Source organism: Streptomyces sp. NPDC096324 (genome assembly GCF_044763015.1).
Classification (GTDB): Bacteria; Actinomycetota; Actinomycetes; order Streptomycetales; family Streptomycetaceae; genus Streptomyces.
The window spans coordinates 495,087-516,687 of sequence record NZ_JBIWFK010000001.1 but is presented as its reverse complement, the minus strand read 5'-3'; the positions used below and the strand labels follow the sequence as shown (position 1 = coordinate 516,687).

General features: G+C 72.2%; 16 protein-coding genes. 8 read left to right on the top strand and 8 right to left on the bottom strand.

What is annotated here, in order from left to right:
- Positions 1–61 precede the first annotated feature (61 nt).
- Genes ACIQ7M_RS02165 through ACIQ7M_RS02155 form a run of 3 tightly spaced genes read left to right on the top strand, consistent with a single transcriptional unit; the run spans position 62 to position 2,529 of the window.
- Positions 62–718, top strand: coding sequence for a helix-turn-helix transcriptional regulator (locus tag ACIQ7M_RS02165; protein ID WP_355762130.1), 657 nt, complete (start codon positions 62–64; stop codon positions 716–718).
- Between the two features lie 32 nt (positions 719–750).
- A complete protein-coding gene (locus ACIQ7M_RS02160) occupies positions 751–1,281 on the top strand; it encodes a toxin-antitoxin system, toxin component (protein WP_403639238.1) in 531 nt (176 codons plus the stop codon).
- 12 nt (positions 1,282–1,293) lie between these two features.
- Complete coding sequence (locus tag ACIQ7M_RS02155) at positions 1,294–2,529, top strand: MAB_1171c family putative transporter (RefSeq protein WP_403638782.1); 1,236 nt, start codon at positions 1,294–1,296, stop codon at positions 2,527–2,529.
- A gap of 28 nt (positions 2,530–2,557) precedes the next feature.
- Here the strand turns inward: ACIQ7M_RS02155 and ACIQ7M_RS02150 are convergent, their stop codons facing one another.
- Positions 2,558–3,601, bottom strand: coding sequence for an alpha/beta fold hydrolase (locus tag ACIQ7M_RS02150; protein WP_386983526.1), 1,044 nt, complete (start codon positions 3,599–3,601; stop codon positions 2,558–2,560).
- A 255-nt stretch (positions 3,602–3,856) separates the two neighbouring features.
- Here ACIQ7M_RS02150 and ACIQ7M_RS02145 point away from each other — a divergent pair, with 255 nt between their 5' ends.
- Entirely contained in the window at positions 3,857–4,087 is a 231-nt protein-coding gene (locus ACIQ7M_RS02145; RefSeq protein WP_384783532.1) for a hypothetical protein, read from the top strand.
- Positions 4,088–4,221: 134 nt separating this feature from the next.
- Here ACIQ7M_RS02145 and ACIQ7M_RS02140 read toward each other — a convergent pair whose 3' ends face one another.
- Both ACIQ7M_RS02140 and ACIQ7M_RS02135 read right to left on the bottom strand, forming a co-directional pair.
- Entirely contained in the window at positions 4,222–4,944 is a 723-nt protein-coding gene (locus ACIQ7M_RS02140) for a 4'-phosphopantetheinyl transferase (protein WP_403638780.1), read from the bottom strand.
- On the bottom strand, positions 4,892–5,800 hold the full coding sequence (locus tag ACIQ7M_RS02135) for a metallophosphoesterase family protein (protein WP_403638778.1): 909 nt from the start codon (positions 5,798–5,800) through the stop codon (positions 4,892–4,894). Before ACIQ7M_RS02135 ends, ACIQ7M_RS02140 begins: the two co-directional genes overlap by 53 nt.
- Positions 5,801–6,052: 252 nt before the next feature.
- Here ACIQ7M_RS02135 and ACIQ7M_RS02130 point away from each other — a divergent pair, with 252 nt between their 5' ends.
- Positions 6,053–7,330, top strand: coding sequence for an ATP-grasp domain-containing protein (locus ACIQ7M_RS02130; RefSeq protein ID WP_403638776.1), 1,278 nt, complete (start codon positions 6,053–6,055; stop codon positions 7,328–7,330).
- Between the two features lie 167 nt (positions 7,331–7,497).
- Positions 7,498–9,183, top strand: coding sequence for a carbohydrate binding domain-containing protein (locus ACIQ7M_RS02125; protein WP_403638774.1), 1,686 nt, complete (start codon positions 7,498–7,500; stop codon positions 9,181–9,183).
- A gap of 84 nt (positions 9,184–9,267) precedes the next feature.
- Here ACIQ7M_RS02125 and ACIQ7M_RS02120 read toward each other — a convergent pair whose 3' ends face one another.
- From ACIQ7M_RS02120 to ACIQ7M_RS02105, 4 genes are all read right to left on the bottom strand, one after another.
- Positions 9,268–12,024: an alkaline phosphatase family protein gene (locus tag ACIQ7M_RS02120; RefSeq protein WP_403638772.1), complete on the bottom strand. Its 2,757-nt coding sequence runs from the start codon at positions 12,022–12,024 to the stop codon at positions 9,268–9,270.
- A gap of 4 nt (positions 12,025–12,028) precedes the next feature.
- Positions 12,029–13,414, bottom strand: coding sequence for an ABC transporter permease (locus ACIQ7M_RS02115; RefSeq protein WP_403638770.1), 1,386 nt, complete (start codon positions 13,412–13,414; stop codon positions 12,029–12,031).
- Positions 13,411–14,352: an ABC transporter ATP-binding protein gene (locus ACIQ7M_RS02110; protein ID WP_355762100.1), complete on the bottom strand. Its 942-nt coding sequence runs from the start codon at positions 14,350–14,352 to the stop codon at positions 13,411–13,413. The genes ACIQ7M_RS02115 and ACIQ7M_RS02110 overlap by 4 nt, the downstream gene beginning before the upstream one ends.
- Positions 14,353–14,553: 201 nt before the next feature.
- Positions 14,554–15,891 (bottom strand): 6-phospho-beta-glucosidase, encoded by a 1,338-nt coding sequence (locus ACIQ7M_RS02105; RefSeq protein ID WP_403638767.1) that lies wholly within the window; start codon positions 15,889–15,891, stop codon positions 14,554–14,556.
- A 201-nt stretch (positions 15,892–16,092) separates the two neighbouring features.
- On the opposite strand from ACIQ7M_RS02105, the gene ACIQ7M_RS02100 reads away from it, so the two are divergent.
- Positions 16,093–16,860: an IclR family transcriptional regulator gene (locus tag ACIQ7M_RS02100; protein ID WP_403638765.1), complete on the top strand. Its 768-nt coding sequence runs from the start codon at positions 16,093–16,095 to the stop codon at positions 16,858–16,860.
- A gap of 177 nt (positions 16,861–17,037) precedes the next feature.
- On the opposite strand, the gene ACIQ7M_RS02095 is transcribed toward ACIQ7M_RS02100, so the two are convergent.
- Positions 17,038–19,746 carry an FAD/NAD(P)-binding protein gene (locus ACIQ7M_RS02095; RefSeq protein ID WP_403638763.1) on the bottom strand — a complete coding sequence of 903 codons (2,709 nt, stop codon included), beginning with the start codon at positions 19,744–19,746 and terminating at the stop codon, positions 17,038–17,040.
- A gap of 330 nt (positions 19,747–20,076) precedes the next feature.
- Here ACIQ7M_RS02095 and ACIQ7M_RS02090 point away from each other — a divergent pair, with 330 nt between their 5' ends.
- A complete protein-coding gene (locus ACIQ7M_RS02090) occupies positions 20,077–21,375 on the top strand; it encodes an Ig-like domain-containing protein (RefSeq protein ID WP_403638761.1) in 1,299 nt (432 codons plus the stop codon).
- The last annotated feature ends 226 nt before the right edge of the window (positions 21,376–21,601 follow it).

The window sequence follows — 21,601 nt, the reverse complement described above, 5'->3', positions numbered from 1 at the left end:
GTGTCCACATGGTTCCCGAACTTCGTGAGAGCCACCTGAGAGAGACGTAGGAGATCTGTCGGTGACGGATGGCTTCGAGGTTCCGTGCGCCACGGCGACGGTTCTGCTGCAGGCCGTCGTGGCCAGGGTCACCGCACTCGCCGGCCGGCTCGGCGTGCCGCAGGCCGAAGTCTTCGACGTCCGGCGGCTGTCGGCCGAGTCCGGTGTCCCCGAGCCCGTGGCGAAGGCCCTGCTGTGCGGCCACCCGGCGGGCGAACCCGACCTGCAGGCACGCTTCCTTCAGCGCCTCGACCTGCTGCGGCGCACCCGGCTCAAGCCCAACGGCCGCCGCTACACGCAGCAGGAGATAGCGGACGGCGCCGGCATGTCCCGCCAGCAGGCGGGCGCCCTCATCAACGGCGACCGGCGGCCCACCATGGAGCACTGCGACGCCATCCAGCGCTTCTTCCGGGTGCACGCCGGATTCCTCACGGCCGAGGACTCCGAGGCGCTCGTGGGCGCGCTCCAGCGGTCGGAGCAGGAACTCCTGCAGCGTCTCGCCGACCGCGAACGCGCCGCGGCCTCCGTCGCCCACGATCCGCTCGAACGACTGCTCCTCGACCACGGCGTCCGCGGAATCGCCTGGCGGGCCGCGCAGTTGCCCACCGACCAGCACCGGGACAAGGTCGCGGAATGGCTGGACATGCTCCTGGAGAGCGTCAAACGGCCAGAGTCGTGAGCCGGGGGAGACCAGTGGGCATCGGAAGGGAAATGCGCCGCCTGTGCGGCGAACTCGTCTCGGAACTCTCGCTCCCGGCACCGGCGGCACCCGCCGACCTCTACACCGAGCTGTGCGGCGCGATGAGCCGGCGCCGCGGCCGTCCCGTCCAGTTCCGTACGGCCTCGTTCCCGCCCGGCACCGCCAGCGGACTGTGGCTCGACATGGCCGAACAGGACCTGGTCGTCATCGAGGAACGCACCGCGCCCGACCATCAGTTGGTCATCCTCGGTCACGAGCTGTGGCACATGAAGGCCGGGCACTGCAGCCATCACGTCGACGGTGCCGCCGTCGCGGCGCGCTTACTGAACGACGGGGCCGACCTCCAGGCCACCGTCCTGAAAGTGGCGGCGCGCACCCGCTTCGACCGCGCCGACGAGCAGGAGGCCGAGAGCTTCGGACTCCTGCTCGCCAGCAAGTGCCGGACCTGGCTGGCCGGTTCCTCACTGCGCGGCCCGGTGCAGCGGCACGGTCTGGCCGGCCGCATCGAGGCCTCCCTCGGCTGTCGCGGGCCGCGAGGCTGAAGGTCCCGGGGCATGGACGGATCCAGCTACTACATCCCGGCCGTCGCCATGGGCGCGGCGATCGCGTTCAAAGGGCCCTCGCTGCTGCGCGGCTGGCGCGATCCGCTGCTGCGCTCCGTGGGCGTACTCCTCGCCCTCGCGGGCCTGGTGTTCCTCTTCGCGGCCCCGCCGACCATCGCGGCCGTCAACGACGTCACCGGAACGGCCAACGTCTCGGCCCCCCTCGTCTACTGCCTGCTGAGCGCCTACAGCGCCTCCTGTCTGGTGCTGATCATCAACTGGCGCGGCGGACCGCCCGAGGTGACCCGGCGGCTCTCCCGCCGCTGGATCCTCGGATACACCGTGGTCGGCGTGGCGCTGATCGTCCTGTTCGTCCTCGGGGACGCCTCCGTCGAACGGCTGCGCGACTTCGACACGTACTACGCCAACACGCCCTTCATCCGCGAGATGATCGTCCTCTATCTCGCGTCGCTGACCATCGCCGGTGTCGCGATGAACTTCATGTGCTGGCGCTGGGCGATCCAGGTCCGCGGCCGGCTGCGCGCCGGGCTGGTGATCATCGCCTTCGGGTCGCTGTGCAACATCCCTTACTCCGCGGCCAAGTTCACCGCGGTGGTCGCCCGGTGGAACGCCACGGACCTGGACGGTCTCAGTACCAACGTGGCTCCCGTGCTGGCCTCCGCCGGGGCCCAGATCACCGCGGTCGGCTTCTGTCTCCCCCTCGCCTGGCGGCGTGTCGAGGACGTCTGGATCACCTGGTCGGCCTATCGCCGGCTCGGGCCGTTGTGGCGGGAACTGAAGCCGGTCGCCGTGCCGGAGGAGCGGGCGGTGCGGATGTCCTGGTGGACGCCCGCCGAACTCCAGGTCACCCAGCGGGAGTCCGACATCCATGACGGCATGCTGAGCCTCTACCCCTACTTCGACTCCGACGTGCGCTCCCGGGCGTTCGGGGCCGCGGTCGCGGCGGGTTCCTCCGCCGCCGAGGCGCACGCCGAGGCCGACGCGGCGATGGTGACGGTCGCGGTGCGGGCCCGGGCCGCCGACCCGGAGGGCCATGTCATCCGGTCGGCGGAGACGGCGGATTCGCCGCCCGTGACCGGGTCCGCGTCCGCGGACACCGACGGCCGACGCGACCTGGTCCGCATGTCCGACGCGCTGCGTCACTCGCCGGTCGTCGCGGCCGTCCGGGGGCGGGCGGACGCGACGGGCGGACGACCGGGGCGCGAGGCCCGCGAACGAACCGGCTGACCCCGCGCCGCGTTCCCCGGTCGGGCCCTCAGGTCGCGCTGCGTTCGCTCGCCTCGCGCAGGTCCCGTTCCAGTGAACGGTTCCGGACGGTGTCCGGCTTTCCCGCCGCCGTACCCGGGCGTCCGGCGCGCAACAGCTCGCGCCAGCGTTCGCGGCTCCAGTCGGCGGGACTGGTGGTGGTCGTGAACTCCTCGACCAGGGCGAGGAAGCGCGCCGGATCGCTGTGGAACGGGAAGTGGCCGGCTCCCTCGAAGATCTCCAGCCGGCTGCCCGGCATGGCCGCGTGCGCCCCATGGGCGTGCCGCACGGGCACCACGCTGTCCCGGTCTCCCCAGAGCAGCATGGTGGGCATGCCCTCGGTGAGATAGCAGCGGTCGAGCATGGTGACCGCCTGGCCGCGCCAGTCGACCACGGCCCGCAGGGTCCGGACGAACGCGCTGCGGGAGGTCGCGTCGGGGAGCGCGTCCACGAGGTGCACCAACTCCGGCGCGTCCTGGGCCAGATCGGCGTCGAGCAGCCGCATCAGCCGCAGGAAGAGGCCCACCTGCAGCCGCATGCCGGGCAGGCGCAGCAGGGACAGCATCAGATGCGCGCCCGGCAGCGACACGGCCCGCAGGACGGGGTTGACCTCGCCGCCGACTCCGCCCGCGCTGACCAGGATCAGCCGCTCGGTGCGCTCGGGGAACTGGTAGGCGAACTGCATCGCCACTCCCCCGCCCAGCGAGTGCCCGACGAGTGTGGCGGACTCGATGTCGAGCGTGGCCAGCAGATCGCGCACGCCGTTGGCGTAGGCGGCCACCGAGTAGTCGGCGCGCGGCTTGTCGGACGCGCCGTGGCCGAGCAGGTCGGGCGCGATGACGGTGTGGGTGCGGGCGAGGTCGGGGATCAGCTCCGCCCAGGTCGCCGAGGAGTCGCCTATCCCGTGGATCAGGACGAGCGCAGGGCCCTGTCCCGCCATCCGGTAGGCGCGCCGGTAGCCGTGCACGAGGCGGTGACGCAGACGCAGTTCTCCGTCACCGACGGAACGCAGTCGCGCGGTGCGCCGCGACTGCCGGGGCTGTACGTCGACCACGGGCCGGACCTCCCGTTCCCAGGCCGCCGCGAAGGCGGCACCCGAGCCGCCATGGCGGCGGCCTGCGAGGCCGTCCCGCGGACGGCCCCGAGCTCTTCCCTCCAGCGTAGGGGCCCTGTTCCACCTGGGGTTTCCGTGAGGTTTCGCCTCCGCTAAGCGGGCGAACCTCCCCGGTCGGAAACCGGATTGTCAGTGGCGGGCGGCAAGCTGGGGTCAGGACCAGTGTCACGACCAGCCGACCAGGGGAGCCGTCCGATGCCGACAGCCGTACTGACCGACCACGAACGCGCCGCCGTGCAGGCCTACCTCCGTCTCCTCCAGACGGTACGAGCGGCTTTCGACGGCCCGACGGACGGCGGCCGGCCCCCCATGGTCCCGCCCGCCGTGCTCGCCGAGACGGAACGGGCGCTGAAGGCGGCCGGCCTCGCGGGCAACGAGGACGCGTTCTTCGAACTGCTGCACTCCTGGTGCCCGGATCCGGGCTGACCTCGCGCGGGCGGCTCCGGGGCGGCGGCCGGGTGGTGGCGGCGTACGGCGGACTCCCGGACGGTGGGGCTCTCCCAGGTCAGGCGTCCGGGCGGTGGGGCGTACGGGCCGGACGCCCGCGCGGCATCGTACGGTCAGCCGGCGGACAGGCCCGGCGCCGGGCCCGGTCCGGTGTGCGGGACCGTGACCGCGCTCGCGACCAGGCCGTGGCGTACGGTCCAGCGGCCCGTGAAGACCTGGACGGGAATCCCGTCCACCACGGGCCCCGGGACCAGGAGTTGAGCGCTCAGGTCTCCCGAGAGGCCGTCCGCGGTCGGCGTCGGGTCGAGGGAGATGGCGATGTCCGCGCCGGAGAAGTCGAGCCACTTGCCGGTGAGCGGGAACCACGCCTTGTAGACCGACTCCTTGGCGCTGAACAGCAGCCGGTCCCAGTGGACGGCCGGGACCCGGGCGGCGAGCCGGTCCAGACGGTCCGACTCCCCGGGCAGGGCGACGGCGTCCAGGACGTCGTCGGGGAGCGCCAGATGGGGTTCGGCGTCGATGCCGAGGGAGGCGAGATCGACGGCCCTGGCGAGCGCGGCGGCGGCGTAGCCCTCGCAGTGCGTCATGCTGCCGATGACGCCCGCCGGCCACTGCGGGGCACCGCGCTCGCCCGGCAGCACGGGCCCGGGGGCCACGCCCAGCTTCTCCATGGCACGCCGGGCGCAGACGCGCACGGTGGCGAACTCGCGGCGCCGCTTGCCCACGGCGCGGGTCAGGACCGCCAGTTCCTCGGGGTACAGACTCGCGTCCCCGGCCGGTTCGTCACCGTGGTTCTCCACGGCCACCACCGACTCCGGAAGCAGCTCCTCCATCACCGGCTTTGACCTCCATCGGCAGAATGCGGCGCAGCGCGCCCGGCGGTTCCGGTCGCGTACGCCATTCTCGCGGATATCCCACCGACACCTCTTCGAACCGGACACCTTCGTGCCAGGTGGTCCGGGGGATGTGCAGGTGTCCGTAGACCATGGTCTCCACGCGGAACCTGCGGTGCCAGTCGGCGGTCGCCTGCGTACCGCACCACATGGCGAACTCCGGGTGCCACAGGACGTCCATCGGGTGGCGGTCCAGGGGGTAGTGGTTCACCGGGACGACCGGCAGGCCGTCGGGGATCTCGACGAGCCTGCGCTCGGTCTCGGCCACCCTGGCCCGGCACCAGTCCTCGCGGCTCGGATACGGGTCGGGGTGGAGCAGGTACTCGTCCGTGCACACGATGCCGGTCCCCTCGGCGTACGCGAGCCCCTCGGCCTTGGTGGCGCAGCCCTCCGGCAGGAAGGAGTAGTCGTAGAGCAGGAAGAGCGGGGCGACGACGGCGGGGCCGCCCGGACCGTTCCAGACGGGGTAGGGGTCCTCGGGGGTGACGACGCCCAACTCCCGGCACAGGGACACCAGATGCTCGTAGCGGGCCACACCGCGGAGCTGGACCGGATCCTTGGGATGGGTCCACAGTTCATGGTTGCCGGGCACCCAGACGACCTTCTCGAAGCGGTCGCCGAGCGTTTTGAGGGTCCACCGGACGTCTTCGACGATCTCTCCGATGTCGCCGGCCACCAGGAGCCAGTCCCGGTCCGTCTCGGGGCGCATGTTCTCGACCAGGGCGCGGTTCTCGGCGTAGCCGATGTGCAAGTCGCTGATGGCCAGCAGATTTCCGGCACCGCCGTCTGTCGGCCGCACGCGCCACCCCCGTAGAAAGCCAGTACCGCCACAACAGCACACGCTCCCGCCGCCGGACAAGGAGGCCCGGTCGGGCAGGCGGGCGAATCCGTAACATCCCCGTAGCAGCATCGGGGTCGCGCGACCCTTATGATCGCCCCAACACCTCCGCTCCAATCTGCTTTCGCGTGCGACGGCTCGGTGTACCTCCCCTCCCCCCTGGCCGGGCCCGGCCCGCTCCGCCGTGCCCGCGAACCCCGAATGGTGGCTTGCATGGGCTCTCGCGTACGCGTCTGGCTCAACCGCACGTACGCGGAGAACGTGTTCTTCATGGACCAGCTGCGAAATAATCCGCAGCACCGCGCGGTCGAGATCCACGCCACCCACGGTGACGCCGACTCCCCCGTCCTGGCCGCCGCCGACACCGCCGAGCCGGAGCCCGAGGGCCTGTCGCCGCGCGCCTACGTCGAGTACGCGCTCGACATGTGCGCGCGCCGTTCCGTCGACGTGTTCGTGCCGGTCCTGCACCAGGACGCGATCGTGGCGCAGCGCGCCGAGTTCGCGGCGCTCGGGACGGCGCTGCTGGCGCCGCCGGCGGAGGCGGTCGCCGTCTTCCACGACAAGGCCGTCGCCTACCAGGCCGTGGAGGCCGTGGGCATTCCGGTTCCTCCGTGGTACCGCGTGCGCACGGCGGAGGAACTCGTCACGGCGGTCGAGGAGTTGGAGGCCGCGGGTCAGCGGGCCTGCTTCAAGCCGGCGGCCGGGGCGGGCGGGGTGGGCTTCCGGGTGATCACCCGTACCCCCTTCTCGATGATGCACCTCAACGGGTTCCCGAGCGCGTACGTCCCCCTGGATCTGGTGGTGGAGGCGCTGCGCACGTCCGCCGAGCCCGTCGACTGGCTGGTGATGCCGCACCTCGGACAGCCGGAGGTGTCCGTGGACTGCCTCACCGGTCCCGACGGCCGGGTCCGCATGGCCATCGGCCGCACCAAGAACGGCCGTCGTCGCGGGTTCACCCTCGACGACGCGTGGATCGAGCCCGCCCGGCTGCTCGCCGAGGCGTTCGGGCTGCACTACCTGTCCAACATCCAGTTCCGCATGTACGGCGACGAGCCGGTGCTGATGGACGTGAACACCCGTCCGGCGGGCGGGCTGCACCAGATCGCCCAGTGCGGGGTCAACGCCCCTTGGGCTGCTGTGCGGTTGGCGCTGGGCGAGGAGACGGGCGAGGTGGTCCCGCCGTTCCTCGGACCGGACTACACGGTGGTCGCGGGGCCGCGCCCGGTGCGTCCGGTGTCGCTGCCGGCGCAGCGGACCGAGCCGGGCGTGCCGACCCTGTCCGCGATGCCGGCACAGGCCACGGAACCGGCGTCCCCGCAGCCCGTACAGTCCCCGCAGCCCGTACACCCCGTGCCGTCCATGCAGTCGGCGCCGTCCGTACAGCCCCAGCAGTCCTCGACGTCCGCGCACCCCGCGCCGGTCGACGCGATCGCCCCCGCCGTTCCGGCCCAGTCCGCCGCGGCCGCCACCGCGGCGACCGCCACCGCCTAGGCCACGCCCGCGACCCGGCCGGCGAGGCCGGGTCGCCCACTCCCCCATTACCGGTCTGGACCAATTCCCGCGCAGCGTCTTGACAGCGCGATTGGTCCATACCAACTTGGTGGCGCACCTCTCTGCACTCCCGAACACCCCCATATCTCCAGGGAGATCGCGTGCGCATGACCATTCTCAGACGTTCCAGACATCGTTTCCTCGCCCTGCTGGGCACGGCCGCGCTGGCCCTCGCCGGCGCGGTCGCCCTGCCGGGTACCGCTGAGGCGGCCAACATCCTGTCCAACCCGGGATTCGAGACCGGCAGTCTCTCCCCCTGGTCCTGCTCCGGCAACCTGGGGTCGATCGTCTCCAGCCCGGTGCACGGCGGCTCCAAAGCCCTCGCGGGGGCGGCGAGTTCGAGTGACAACGCCCAGTGCGCCCAGACCGTCTCGGTCCAGCCGAACACGACGTACAGCCTCTCCGGCTGGGTGCGCGGCAGCTACGTCTACCTCGGTGTGGACGGCGGTGCCTCGACCTGGACGACGTCCCCGTCGGCGTACAGCCAGCTCACCGTCTCCTTCACCACCGGGGCCTCGCAGACCAGCGCCAAGATCTACGTCCACGGCTGGTACGCGCAGGGCACCTACTACGCCGACGACATCAACCTCGACGGACCCGGCGGCGGTGGCGGCGGGACCGACACCCAGGCACCGACCACGCCCACCAACCTGACCTCCACCGGCAAGACGTCCTCCAGCGTGTCCCTGTCGTGGGGCGCGTCGAGCGACAACGTCGGCGTCACGGCGTACGACATCTACAGCGGCTCCAACAAGGTGCTCAGCGTGTCGGGCACGAGCGGCACGGTCAGCGGGCTGTCGGCGAGCACCGCCTACTCGTTCACCGTCAAGGCGCGTGACGCGGCCGGGAACACCTCCGGGGCGTCCAACTCCGTGAGTGTCACGACGAGCGCGGGCGGCGGAGGCGGCACCGGCTTCAAGCAGGCCGCTCCCTACCTGTACGAGGGCTGGGGCGACCCCCCGAACCCGACCACGGTGATGAGCGCGACCGGGATCAAGTGGTTCACGATGGCGTTCGTGCTCGACTCGGGCGGCTGCAACCCCGCCTGGGACGGAAGCCGCGCGCTGACCGGCGGTGTCGACCAGACGGCGATCAACCAGATCCGTTCCGCGGGCGGTGACATCGTTCCGTCGTTCGGTGGCTGGCAGGGCAGCAAGCTCGGCGCCAACTGCTCCTCGGCGAGCGCGCTCGCCGGTGCGCTGCAGAAGGTGATCGACGCCTACAGCCTCAAGGCGATCGACATGGACATCGAGAACACCGACGAGTTCGAGAACGAGGCCGTGCAGGCCAGGATCCTGACCGCGCTGAAGACCGTCAAGGCCAACAACCCCGGCCTGAAGACGATCGTCACCTTCGGCACCTCGACGACCGGCCCGACCTACTACGGCAACCGGCTCATCGAGCAGGCGCAGTCGCTGAACGCGAACATCGACGTCTTCACCATCATGCCGTTCGACTTCGGCGGCGGTTCCGACATGTACGGCAACACGGTCAACGCGACCGAGGGGCTGAAGACCAAGCTGAAGTCGACGTTCGGCTGGGACGACGCCACGGCCTACTCGCACATCGGCATCTCCGGCATGAACGGTCTGTCCGACCAGCAGGAGAACACGACCCCGGCGATCTGGACCTCGATCCGTGACTGGGCGAACAGCCACCACATCGCCCGGCTCGCCTACTGGTCGGTCAACCGCGACCGGTCCTGCCCCGGAGGCGGCGTCGTGAGCAACTGCTCGGGCATCAGCCAGAGCACCTGGCAGTTCACGTCGATCACGGCCGGCTTCACGGGCTGACGTCGACAGAGCGAACACGGCGGGCCGCCCGGGTCATTCGGGCGGCCCGTCGCGTCGTGCTCACGGCCCCTCACGCTTGGTACGTCAGCCGTCGGACTCCGACGACGGGAGGTAGGCGCCCGGCACGTCCTGCGGCGCGAGGATCCGGTGCTCGCCGGGGTACGGCTCGGTCCACCCGTGCGTCTGGTACCAGGTGAGGTGGTTCATCTGTGCGGGGTTGGCGAAGTCCGGAACGGCGTTCGGCCCGCTCAGCCGCTGGTGCGACTTCCAGGTGTCCCACGTCGCCGCGAGCGCCCGTTTGTCCGCCGGAACCTTCGCCGACGGCACGGGCGCCGCGGCGGGATTCGGGGGCGCCGGGGTGTCGAGGCCGCAGGACGGCGCGGTCTTGAGGCCGTCGGTCAGCGAGGTCCGGTTGGGCAGCGCCGTGAACGGCGTGTAGTCGGGGTGCCCCGTGAAGGCGGCGCGCATCGGCGTGGCCGCGCTGTCCTTCTGGTTCATGGGGTGCACGCCGAGGATCTGCTCGATGGTCCGGATCAGCGTGATCTGCGAGTAGTAGTGGCTGTCGACGACGCCGCGCCGGGCCCAGGGGCTGATGATCTGGATCGGCGCGCGGTGGCCGTCGACGTGGTCGAGACCGGCCTGGGAGTCGTCCTCGACCACGAAGACCGCCGAGTCCTTCCAGTACGGGCTGTGCGAGATCTCGTCGACGATCCTGCCGGTCGCGAGGTCGTTGTCCGCGACCTGGGCGGCCGCGTTCGCGGGACCGCCGGTGTGGTCGCTGGAGAGCCAGAACATGTTCAGGTTCGCCGGCCCGTTCTTCTCGAAGTCACGCTTCCAGATCTGCTCCCGGTAGATGTCCGGGACGCTGGTGTCGAACTTCGCGAAGCCGTGCACGGACACGTCGTTGAGCGACGGGATCGGCGAGGACGAGTTCAGTGTGTACGCGGTGTCCTGTCCCGTCGACGTCATGTTGCGGGAGTCGCAGTACAGGTTCTGCCAGGTGGCGTCGGCCGGTTTGGTGAGGAACTGCTGGAACTCGCCGAAGTCCCGGGCCGACTTGCCCGCGGCCTGCGCGCCGGTCCACAGGAAGCCGGTCCGCTGGTGGCCGAGGGCGTCGTCCTCGGTGTCGTAACTGCGCGCGTACTCACCGGCCGAGGACTCGGTGTACTCCGGATCGTCCGCCTGCATCAGCCAGTTGTGGCCCTCGGCCGAGTTGGTGCCGATGTCGTACGTGTTGTCGTACAGGCCGAACTGCCGGGCCAGAGCGTGCTGGTTGGGCGTCACGTTCTCGCCGAACTGGGCCAGCGACGGATCGCCGTCGCCCTCCGGCACGTCCCCGAAGACCTGGTCGTAGGTGCGGTTCTCCTTGACGATCAGGAAGACGTGCTTGATCGTCGAGGGCTCGCCGAGCCGTTGCGGGACGGGCACCGGCTTCGCGTGGTTCCTGCCCGCGGACCGGGCGACCGAGCCGCTGGTCCAGCCGTTCTGCCGGAAGACCTTGGCCGTCTGGGCCCGGACCACGCTGTCGTCGGGCAGGGTGAACCGCTGCACGCTCGACGTGGTGTCGTGCGTCCCGTGCCCCGCCGCCGTGGTGGTCCGGCGGGCGTCGACGCCACGGGTGTTGGAGACCACGATGTCCTTGCCGACGGCGGCGATCTCGGCGGGGAAGTAGTCCGTCGGCAGCAGACCGATGTAGCGGACCGGGTCCTGCGGCGACCGGTACCGGTAGACGGCCACGGCGTTGGCGCGGCCGAGCGTCACCAGCAGGTGCCCGTCGTCGGTGAGCGTCACCGCGTCGGGCTCGTAACCCACCGAGGCCTCGGGCCACGGCTGGGTCGCGATGGTCTGGACGACCTTGTTCCGGGTGGTGTCGATGACGGACACGTCGTTGGTGGCGGTGTTGGTGACGAACAGCGCCCGGCCCTTGGCGTACAGCGCGGTCGGGTGCAGGCCCACCGGGATGCTCGTGACGGCGGCCGCCGGGTCCGCGGGGTCGATGACGCTGACGGTGCCGGTCGTGGTCGCGGCGGTGACCGGGTCCGCGGGCACCTGGGTGTTGTACGAGTTGATGGTGGTGTCGCCGTCACGGGCCGGGCGCCCGCCCTCGTTGCTCACATAGAGCTTGCCGCCCGCCTCGACCAGGCCGCGCGGGGCGTTGCCCACGTTCCAGCTCTGGCGGACGGTCCCGGTGGCCGCGTCGATGGCGACCACCCGGTTCTGTCCGTTGACCGCGGAGTACACGGTGGTGCCGTCGGAGGAGAACACTGCCGCGCCCACCAGCGCGTGCTTGGGCCCGTCCGCCGCGATCGGGACGGACACCGGGTTCGTGACGCCGCCGTCCGCGTTCACGGTGAACCGGGTGTAGCCGTCGGTCTGGCCGAGCCAGAGCTGCGAGCCGTCGGGCGAGTACGTCGGGCCTTCCTGGCCCACGCTGTTGCCGCTGATGCGCGGAACGGAGGACGCGGAGCTGCCGACGAGCTGCTGCACCTTCCAGCTCTTCAGGTCGACGATCGACAGGGCGCTCCCGCCGTCGGTGACCGAGGCCGCGAGGTGGGTGCCGTCCGGGCTGACCGAGGACGACATGATCTTCCCGTTCTGGACGACCAGCCGGTCGCCGTACGGGGCGATGTACTGGTCGCTGGAGACGACCTGCCCGCGATCGGTGACCTGGCCGACCTGGTCGGTGCCGAACTCTGTCGTCCGGGCGAACGCGGCCCCTGCCGCGACGAGGGCGAGCACGGTGATGCCCGCCGTCACCAGAGGTATCCGTCGTCCCGTGTATCCGCGAAGAGGGCTCGAACGCCCCTTCTCCGCACTCCGTCGGCGACGCGTCACCTGCATGGAGTCATCCCTTCGTGGTGGCGAGCAGGTCGACGTCGCCGTCGAACTGCCACAGCGGGTTCGGTGCGTCCCCGGTCGGTGTGCGGACCAGGAAGTAGCCGTTCACCTCCTTCGGTCCGTCGCCGTCGGCCATGAAGCGGCCGTCCGGGGTGATGTCGAGCTGGTAGACGGCCGTCCCCACGGCGTCGACGCCGGGAAGGTGCCAGGTGATGACGCAGCGCCAGTCGTTGCCCGGCCCCTCGGCGGCGACCTTCACGCTGCCCTTGTCACAGGCCGCCGTGGCCCTGAGCTGTGCCTCGGTGACGGCCGGGCGGTTGAGTTCTGCGGTCTGGAGCCGGTACAGGTGGGCGAAGGCCGTCGCGGCCGAGCGCTGCACCTTGTCCTGTTCGATCCCGGAGCCCGTGGCCCCGGTGGTGAGCCCGACGACCACGGCGGTCACGGCGGCCAGCCCGACGAGCGGCAGAACGCCTCCCGTGACCGCGCCGCGGCCCGAGCCGTCGTGGGCCGCGTCGGTGAAGTCCCTCCGCATGAAGAGCAGATAGGCCGACACCGTCGCGGCCACCGCCCACGACAGGCTGACGGCGATGCCGATCAGGAGCGGACCGAGCTGTGCGGGGCTGGTGAACAGACCGCTCCAGGCGATGAAGGCGTAGCTGGGCAGGGCGAGGCGCACGGCGACGGGGAGCGGCATCATCTGGGCGAGCTGCATCGCGAGCGCGACGAGCGCCGGCAGCAGCAGCCCCATCGGGGAGCGTCCCAGCGTGATCGAGCCGAGCAGTCCGACCGCGGCGAGGGCCAGGGTCGGGGCGAGGACGCAGAGCCAGGCGAGCAGAACCTTGCCCGCGGCGTCCGCCGGGGTCAGCAGGCGGCCGTCGAGGCCGACGAGCGGATGGACGCCGATCGTCACGGCCCCGCCGGCCGAGCTGGAGGCGACCAGTCCGGCCACGAGCAGCAGGACGACCGTGAGGCCGGCCAGTGTCTTCGCGACGAAGATCCGGCGCGGTGACCGGATCGCGACGAGCAGGTGGCGCCAGGTGCCGAGCCGGTCCTCGGAGGCGAACACGTCACCGGCGACGACCGAGGTCAGCAGCGGGAGCGCCCAGGTGCCCGCGAAGCCCAGCATGACCAGCGCTCCGGCCCATCCGGTGGCGTGCATCCAGCGGCCGAAGAGGGTGTCGACGGGGAGCGTGCTCTGCCGGTCGACCGCGGCGACGAAGAGCGCCGGCACGATCCAGCAGGCGAGGACCAACAGCCGGATCCGCCACTGGGAGACGAGCTTGACCAGTTCGAAGCGGTAGACGCGGCCGACCGGCACACGGGGGGCGGCGGCGCCCTCCTCGTCCGGGCCCGGTGCTTCGGGGCCGGCGTCCTCGGCGACGGTCGTGGTCATCCGCCGGCCTCCTTCTGCTCGGTGAGGGCGAGGAACGCGGCTTCGAGTGGCGACACCACGGGGGCGAGCTCGCGCAGCGCGACGCCCGCGCCCACGAGCCGCACCACCAGGTCGTCCACGGCGGGCACCGGCGCGCGTACGACGAGTGCGTCGGCGGCGTGCCGTGGTGCCGCGTCGTCGACGACCCGGATCCCGGCCGTGTCGAGGGCGAGCGAGCGGGCGGCCGCCGGGTCGGAGGTGAGCAGCCGGTAGTCGAGTTCACGGTTCTCGGCGGCCAGCTTGCCCAGCGGGCCGCTGAAGACGACCCGTCCGGTCGCGAGGATGGTGACCTCGGAGCACAGGGCCTGGAGGTCGTCCATGCGGTGGCTGGAGAGGACGACCGCGGTGCCGTTCGCGGCGAGCCGGTCGAGCACCCCGTGCACATGGCGCTTGCCCGCCGGGTCGAGGCCGTTGGACGGTTCGTCGAGCACCAGCAGCCGGGGTTCGGTGAGCAGCGCGGCGGCGAGGCCGAGCCGCTGACGCATCCCCAGGGAGTAGCCGCGGGCCGGGTCGTCGGCGACATCGGTGAGCCCGACCTGGCCGAGCACGTCGTCGACGCCGGCCGACCGCGCCTTCCGGCCGCGCAGCGCGGCCAGGGCGGTGAGGTTCTGCCGGGCGGTGAGCGAGGGGTACAGGCCGGGTCCGTCGACGAAGCCGGCGACACCGCCGGGGGCGGCGAGCGCCCGTCCGACCCGGGTGCCGAGGATCTCCAGGCGGCCTTCGTCGGCGACGGCCAGGCCCAGCAGCAGACCGAGCAGGGTCGTCTTGCCGGCGCCGTTCGGTCCGGCCAGGCCGTGGATCCGACCGCGTGCCACGTCCAGATCGACGCCGTCGAGTGCCACGACGTCGCCGAAACACTTGGTGATCCCGCGAGCCCGGACGGCGAGGGGTCTGTCCATGGGTCCCTTCCTTCGAAGCACTCGACGCACTCGAAGCACTCAGGGACCCTAGGGACGCTACACAACGCCGGCACGGGCAGCCGGTTGAACACGCAGGAAACGGATCGTCAAGGCGTCGGCAAGTCCGGTGCGCAAAGCGGGCGTCATCGGGAGGGACCCGTCACCGCCCGCCCGCGCCCGGCCGGTCCGGCTCGCTCGCGGCTAGGTCAGATAGGCGAGACCCGGGTGTACGGACGTGTAGCCGTCGACGAGCGCGTGCGCCACGGCGACCGAGTCGACGAGCGGGTGCAGGGCGAAGGCCTTCACCGCGGTCGTACGGGAACCCGACTCGGCGGCGGAGAGCACCTCGCGTTCCACCGCCTTGACCGCGCACACCAGTCCGGCGGCGTGCCCCGGCAGCGGGTCGACCGCGACCGGATGCGCCCCGTTGGCGTCCACCAGGCACGGCACCTCGATGACGGCCTCCGTGTCGAGGACGCTCAGGGTGCCGCGGTTGCGGACGTTGAGGATCAGGGTGGTCCGTTCGTCGCGGGCGATCGCCCGCATCAGGGCGAGCGCCACCTTCTCGTAGCCGCCGGAGAGGTCGTCCTCCTCGCGTTCCCCGGCACCCGCGGCGTCCCGGTTCTCGGCCATGTACGTGGCCTCGCGCTCGGCCCGGGTGCGTTCCCAGGAGGCCAGGGCCGCCGCCTCCGGGTGCTTCATCTCCTCGTAGAAACCGGCCTGTTGGTCGCGCAGGAAGGCGCCACGCGTCTTCTCGGCCCGCTGGTAGGCGCGGACGGTCTCGCGGTTGAAGTAGTAGTAGTGCAGGTATTCGTTGGGGACGGCGCCCAGGGACCGGAGCCACTGCGGGCCGAAGAGCCTGCCCTCCTCGAAGGAGCCGAGCAGGTCGGGATCGGCGAGCAGGCGCGGGAGTTCGTCGCGGCCGGCGACGCGCAGGCCGCGTACCCAGCCGAGGTGGTTGAGCCCGACGTAGTCGATCCACGCCTCGCGCGGGTTCGCGCCGAGGACCTTGGCGATCCGGCGCCCGAGGCCGACCGGCGAGTCGCAGATGCCGATCACGCGGTCGCCGAGGTGCCGGGACATGGCCTCGGTGACCAGTCCGGCCGGGTTGGTGAAGTTGATGACCCAGGCGTCGGGCGCGAGCCGGGCCACCCGCCGCGCGATGTCCACGGCGACGGGCACGGTGCGCAGACCGTACGCGATGCCGCCGGCGCCGACCGTCTCCTGGCCGAGGACCCCCTGGGCGAGGGCGACACGCTCGTCCGCCGCCCGGCCCTCCAGACCCCCGACGCGGATCGCGGAGAAGACGAAGTCAGCGCCCCGCAGGGCCTCGTCGAGGTCGGTGGTGACGGTCACCTCCGGCGCGTCCGGGTCCCCGGCCGCCTGCTCGGCGAGCACGCGGGCCACGGCGGAGAGCCGTCCCGCGTCCAGGTCGTGCAGCACGACCCTGGTGACGCGGCCCTCGGCCCGGTCCCCGAGGAGTGCCCCGTACACGAGCGGGACACGGAATCCGCCGCCGCCCAGAATGGTCAGCCTCACGCAAGTACCACCTTCGCAGTTCGTACGGTGCCACGGGCCGCGCGGCGAGTGAGCACGCCGGCCGCCTGTTCCACCCATGCCTTCCGGTCAGCAGCCTGCCATCGCCCGCGCCCGTTCCCGAGGACCGGCCGCCCCTCGGACGTCTTTCCTCGGCACCGGCCGTTGCGGTCACGCCCGTCCGGCCTGTTGGATCCAGGCATCATGACCACCCCGTCCGCCGCCGGCCGCCTCCTCGCCGTGCTCGGCGCCTTCGACCACGAGCACACGGCGCTGTCCCTGACGGACATCAGCCGCCGGGCGGGCCTGAGCCTCACCACGGCGCACCGGCTGGTGGCCGCGCTCGCCGAGTGGGGCGCGCTGGAGCGGGACACGAACGGCGTCTACCACGTGGGTCTGCGCCTGTGGGAGCTCGCGGCGCTCGCCCCGCGCGGCCTCGCGCTGCGCCAGAGTGCCCTGCCGTATCTGGAGGACCTGTACGAAGCGACCCACGAGAACGTGCAGTTGGCGGTCCGGGACGGCGCCGAGGTCGTCTACACCGAGTGGATCTCGGGCCGTTCCTCGGTCGGGGTCCGCATCCAGGTGGGCGCGCGCTGGCCGCTGCACGCGACGGGCGTGGGGCTCGCGCTGCTCGCGCACGCGGAGCCCGACTTCCAGGACGCCTACTGCGCCGGGCCGTTGGCCGCGTACACCCCGTACACGATCACCGACCCGGTCCGCCTGCGCCGCGCTCTGGCCGAAGTACGCGGGACGGGTGTCGCGGTGAGCAGCCGTCAGGTGACGGAGGACGCCCTGTCGGTGGCCGCGCCGGTGCGCGGTGCCGACGGCTCGGTCGTCGCGGCCGTGTCGCTCGTCGTGCCCCGGGCCGAGGCCCGGGTACCGGCGTTGATCCCGGCGGTGCGCCTGGCCGCCCGCGGAATCTCCCGGGCCCTCGGCTGGCGCCCGGCCCCTCGCGGGGAGCCGGGCGCCTGACGTGCGCGCGGGCCCGTGCCTCGCGTGCGCGGGGAGCCGGGCACCCGACCTACGCGGGGAGCCGGCACCTGGAGCGCGCGGGGAGCCGGCACCTGGCGTGCGCGGGAAGTCGGCACCTGGTGTGCGCGGGAAGTCGGCACCTGGTGTGCGCGGGGAGTCGCACGCCTGGACGGGCCCTCAGTCGGGCAGTGCCGCCAGCAGGCGTCGGTCGCGCGGCGCGTGGCCTCGGTCGAGGCGGGTGTCCAGGAGGCGCCGGGCGGCCTCGCAGCGGCCCGCCGCCACGAGGGCGTACAGCAGTGTCTCCTCGACGACCTCGCGCTGGGCCGCGCTGCCGCCGACCCGGGAGAGGACCGGCAGCAGGGCGTCGAGGCCCCGGGCGGCTTCGTGGAAGCGCTCCTCGACGAGCGCGGCGAGGGCCTCGCACAGCGGGACGACGACCTCCCGCTGCACCGGATCGGCGCCCGCGGCGTGGTCGCGCAGCCGCCGCAGTCCCGCCATGTCACCGGCGGCGGTGAGCGCGACGGCGGCGTGCAGAGCGGTGAAGGCGGTCGCGGGCCGTTCCACGATCTCGCGGGCGACGCTGTCGAGCACGTCCGCCGCCGGTACCCGGCCCCGCCAGCTGTCGCTGATCCGGGCGCGCCACAGCAGCGACCCCGAGTCGACCAGGGCGCGTACACCGGTCACCCGGCCGGGCGCGAGCTGGGCGAACCAGCGTCGGCGGACGGCGGCGGGGTCGTCCAGGGCCAGTTCATGCAGGGCGATGTGCCAGGAGAAGTGGGCGCGGTGGACGGCGCCCCGTCCGTGCCCTGACACCCAGGCGTCCAGCCAGTCACGGCCGGACTCGTGCGCTCCCGACTCGTAGTGGACGTGGGCGAGGGCGTGCACGGCGTGCCCGGAGGCGGGCTCGGCGTCCAGCGCGCGCCGGGCCAGCTCGGCCGCCTCGTCGTGGCGGCCGCGGTCCTGGCGCAGGAAGGCGAGGAGCGAGGCCGGGAACCAGTGACCGTCGTAGGCGGGCAGGGACCGCTCGACCAGGTCCGACGCGTAGGTGGTGTCGAGGTCGTTGACACCGGAGAAGGCGATGGTGGGCACGGCCACGGCGAGCGCCAGCGCGTCGGCGGGGTGGGCGGCCAGATGCCCGAGCAGGGTACGGGTGCCGGTGTCCGGGCTGTCGCCGCGCACGCGCCCGCTCACCACGTCGACGAAGGAGCGTTCGCGCGCGTCGGCCCGTTCCCGCGCGCACCGCTGTGCTTCGGCCAGGGCCCGCGGTACGTCGACGTCGGCACCGCACTCGTGGCCGAGCAGGGCGAGGGCCGCGTGCCCGAGCGCGAAGCCGGGGTCGAGGGCGACGGCGCGCGCGAAGGCGTCCTCGGCGCCGGCCCTGACCTTGAGGACGCGTTCGACGCCGGTGCGGTGGGCGGCCGCCGCCTCGGCATGGGTGGACAGCGGGAGCCCGTGCGCGTCGAGGGGCCGGCGGCGCGCGGGGCGGTGCCGCGGGGCCGGCGGCGCGAGCAACCGCTCGGCCAGTTCGGCCGCCTGGACCCGGATCTCGGGGATCGCGGTGGTCTCCCACAGCTCACCGCGGCGTGGCGCGCCGAGGGTGAACACCGCGAGCCCGGCGCCGCCTTCGGCGTCGAGCAGCCGGCCCTCGCGGGTCGCGACACCGAGGCCGAGCGGGCCGGGCACGGCGGCGCCCGTGTCGAACAGCGAGGCCCACAGGGGGTCTTCGGGGCGCGGACCCGGTCCGGTGCAGTCGATCACCCAGCCGGCCGTGATGCGCCGCCCGTCGGAGAGCGTGATCAGCTCGGAGCCGTCCGGGCGGGGGACGGCGTCGGTGATCCTGCCGGTGTGGACACGCAGGCGGCGGGCCGTGCGGGCGCGGTCCAGCGCCTCGGCCGTCGTCGGGGCCATCCGGTGCCGGTGGGTGTTCCAGAGCGCGCTCTCGCCGCGCAGGAAGGCGTCGCGTTCCTCGGGTGTGAGGCTGCGCCACAGGTGCGCGGTGTGCGGGCGCAGGCTGTCGAGCGCGGGACGCCAGTCGCCGTGGGCGCGCAGGGCGCGGCCGATGTGGCGGTAGACCGCCCGGCGCAGCGTGGACAGGGTCGGCGCGTCGAGCCCTTCGGGGGCGGCCATCGCGGGGGCGGGGTCGAGGGCGTGCGGCTGTGGCAGCAGTCCGGTGCGCGAGAGGGCGTGGACGGTGCGTCCGGGGCGGTCGAGGCTGAGCGCGAGGTCGACCGCCGTGAGCCCGGTGCCCACGAGCAGGACGTCGTCGCTCGCGCCCGTTCGCGCGCGGTCGGCGGGTTCGGCGAGGGGTCCGTCCAGCGCGCCGGGCTCCCAGGGTGAACCGATGAACCGTCCGGAGGAACGGAGTCGGGGCGGGGCCCAGGCACTGGTCGTGGCGGCCGGTCCGGTGGCGAGGACGACGCCGTCGGCGACGAGTCCGCCCCCGTCGGCCAGCCGCAGCTCCAGCCCCCTGTCCGGAGCGGGGACGCAGGCTTCCGCCCTGGTCCGCAGCCGGCGCACGGTGACCGTGCCGTGGGCGTGGACGATCGCCCGGGCCAACGTGTCGGCGAGGTAGGCGCCGTACCGGTAGCGGGTGGCGAAGTCGGCCGCCCTGACGGTGGGTTCGCCGTGCCGGCACAGCCAGCGGGTGAAGTGGCCCGGGTCGTCGGGATAGCAACTCATGCCTCCCGCGGGCACGTTCAGCCGGTGCCGGGTGTCGGTGGTGGCGTACGCGCTGCCGCGCCCGGCTTCGGGGGCGGGGTCGACCAGGAAGAGGTCGAGCGGGGTGCGGCGGCGGGTCGCCGTCTCGCAGAGCTGCACGGCGGTGAGCGTGCCGGCGGCGCCCACTCCGACGATGGCCAGGGTGTGCCTCTCACGGGCCGGCCTCACTGATGCCTCCGGCGTGGTTCGTCGCGGATCCGACACGCGGAAATCCTCCTTCACTCTTGCGGCCGGAGAAGCCGGGGAGCCGGGCAGCCGGAGAGTACGGAATGGGCTCCGGGAACGCGGATCTCACGGAAATCTCAGGGAGCGGACTGGGCACTTCATACTCTGCTCATCCTTCGGTGCGGCCCGGCAACCATGGATTCAGGCCGTCTCTCCGGGGGTCTTCACCGGAATCTCAGGCTGCGGCAGCCGTATTCAAAGAATCAACCCAGGGAAGTCCCGCAGGATGCACCGGCAGTGATGGTGAGAGAAACACGCGAGGAAAGGCGTTCCGTGGGCGTCCCTGAGATAGCGAATCGGCCCGAGTCCGCACCGCGGGACCCGGGGTGGATACGACGGCGTCCGGAGCGTCCGGCCTGGTCACGGCGCGGAGTCCTCGCGGCCGTCGGGTCGGTCGTTCCGGCCCTCGCGCTGAGCGGGTGCGGCGGTCCGGCGGGCGCAGCCGAAGGCAAGGACACGACGACGACCGGGGCCGGCTCGAAGGCGAATTCGCAGGTGAAGGCGGAGGTGAAGACGCCGAAGGTCACCGTCTCCCCCGCGGACGGCACGAGGAAGGCCGGCTTCACCGCTCCGGTCGTGGTCTCCGTGACCGACGGCACGCTGTCGGCGGTCGAGGTGTCCGGCAACGACGGTTCCACTCTGGCCGGATCCTTCGACGACGACCGTACGCGCTGGACCTCGGCCGGGAATCCGTACTCGGGCACCAAATACACGGTGACGGCGAAAGCGACGGGCGCCGCGGAGCACATCTCGACGTTCGTCACGAAGTCCCCGGGCGAGACCTTCGCCGGCTATTTCACGCCGGAGGCGAATTCGACCTCCGGCGTCGGTATGCCCGTGTCGATCAACTTCACCCACGCCGTGACGGACCGGGCCGCGGTGGAAAAGGCCATCACGGTGACGGCGGAGCCCGCGGTCGAGGTGGTCGGTCACTGGTTCGGGAACACCCGGCTCGACTTCCGTCCCGCCGGGTACTGGGCGGCCGGCACGAAGATCACGCTGAGTCTGCGCCTCAAGGACGTCGAGGGCGGGGACGGCGTCTACGGCGTCCAGTCCAAGGACGTCACCTTCCACATCGGCCGCCGCCAGGTGAGCACCGTCGACCTCGCGAGGAAGACCATGACCGTCGAGCGGGACGGGGCGACGCTCGCGAGCTACCCGGTGAGCGGCGGTGCCCCGGCGCACACCACGTGGTCCGGGATCATGGTGATCAGCGAGCGGTTCGAGGAGACCCGGATGGAGTCCTCCACGGTCGGGCTCGGCGACGAGTACGACATCGCCGACGTGCCGCACGCCCAGCGCCTGACCACCTCGGGCACCTTCATCCACGGCAACTACTGGGCCGCGCCCGCGGTCTTCGGCAGCAGCAACACCAGCCACGGCTGCGTCGGCCTGCACGACACGAAGGGCGCGAACGACAGCTCCGCGGCGGGCTACCGGTTCTACGAGAGTTCGATGCTCGGCGACGTGGTGGTCGTCCGGAACTCGGGCGAGCGGACCGTCGAAGCGTCGAACGGTCTGAACGGCTGGAACCTGTCGTGGGCCGACTGGAAGGCCGGCAGCGCCCTTTGAGGGTCGGGCCCGATGAGCGGACTTCATCTGCCCGCCGTGGGGCGCTCATCGGGCCTTCTTCCTTCCTTCACGGCGTGAACTCCCTTTCTGCGTAAGGACTTTCTCGGCTTCACCTCTTGACGACCGGAGTGACAGAGAGCACATTGGCCGCGCACCTTTTTTGAGAGCGCTCTCAAGGTCTCCGTGGGAGCGCTCCCCCACCCGCGCACCCCACACTCCGTACGCG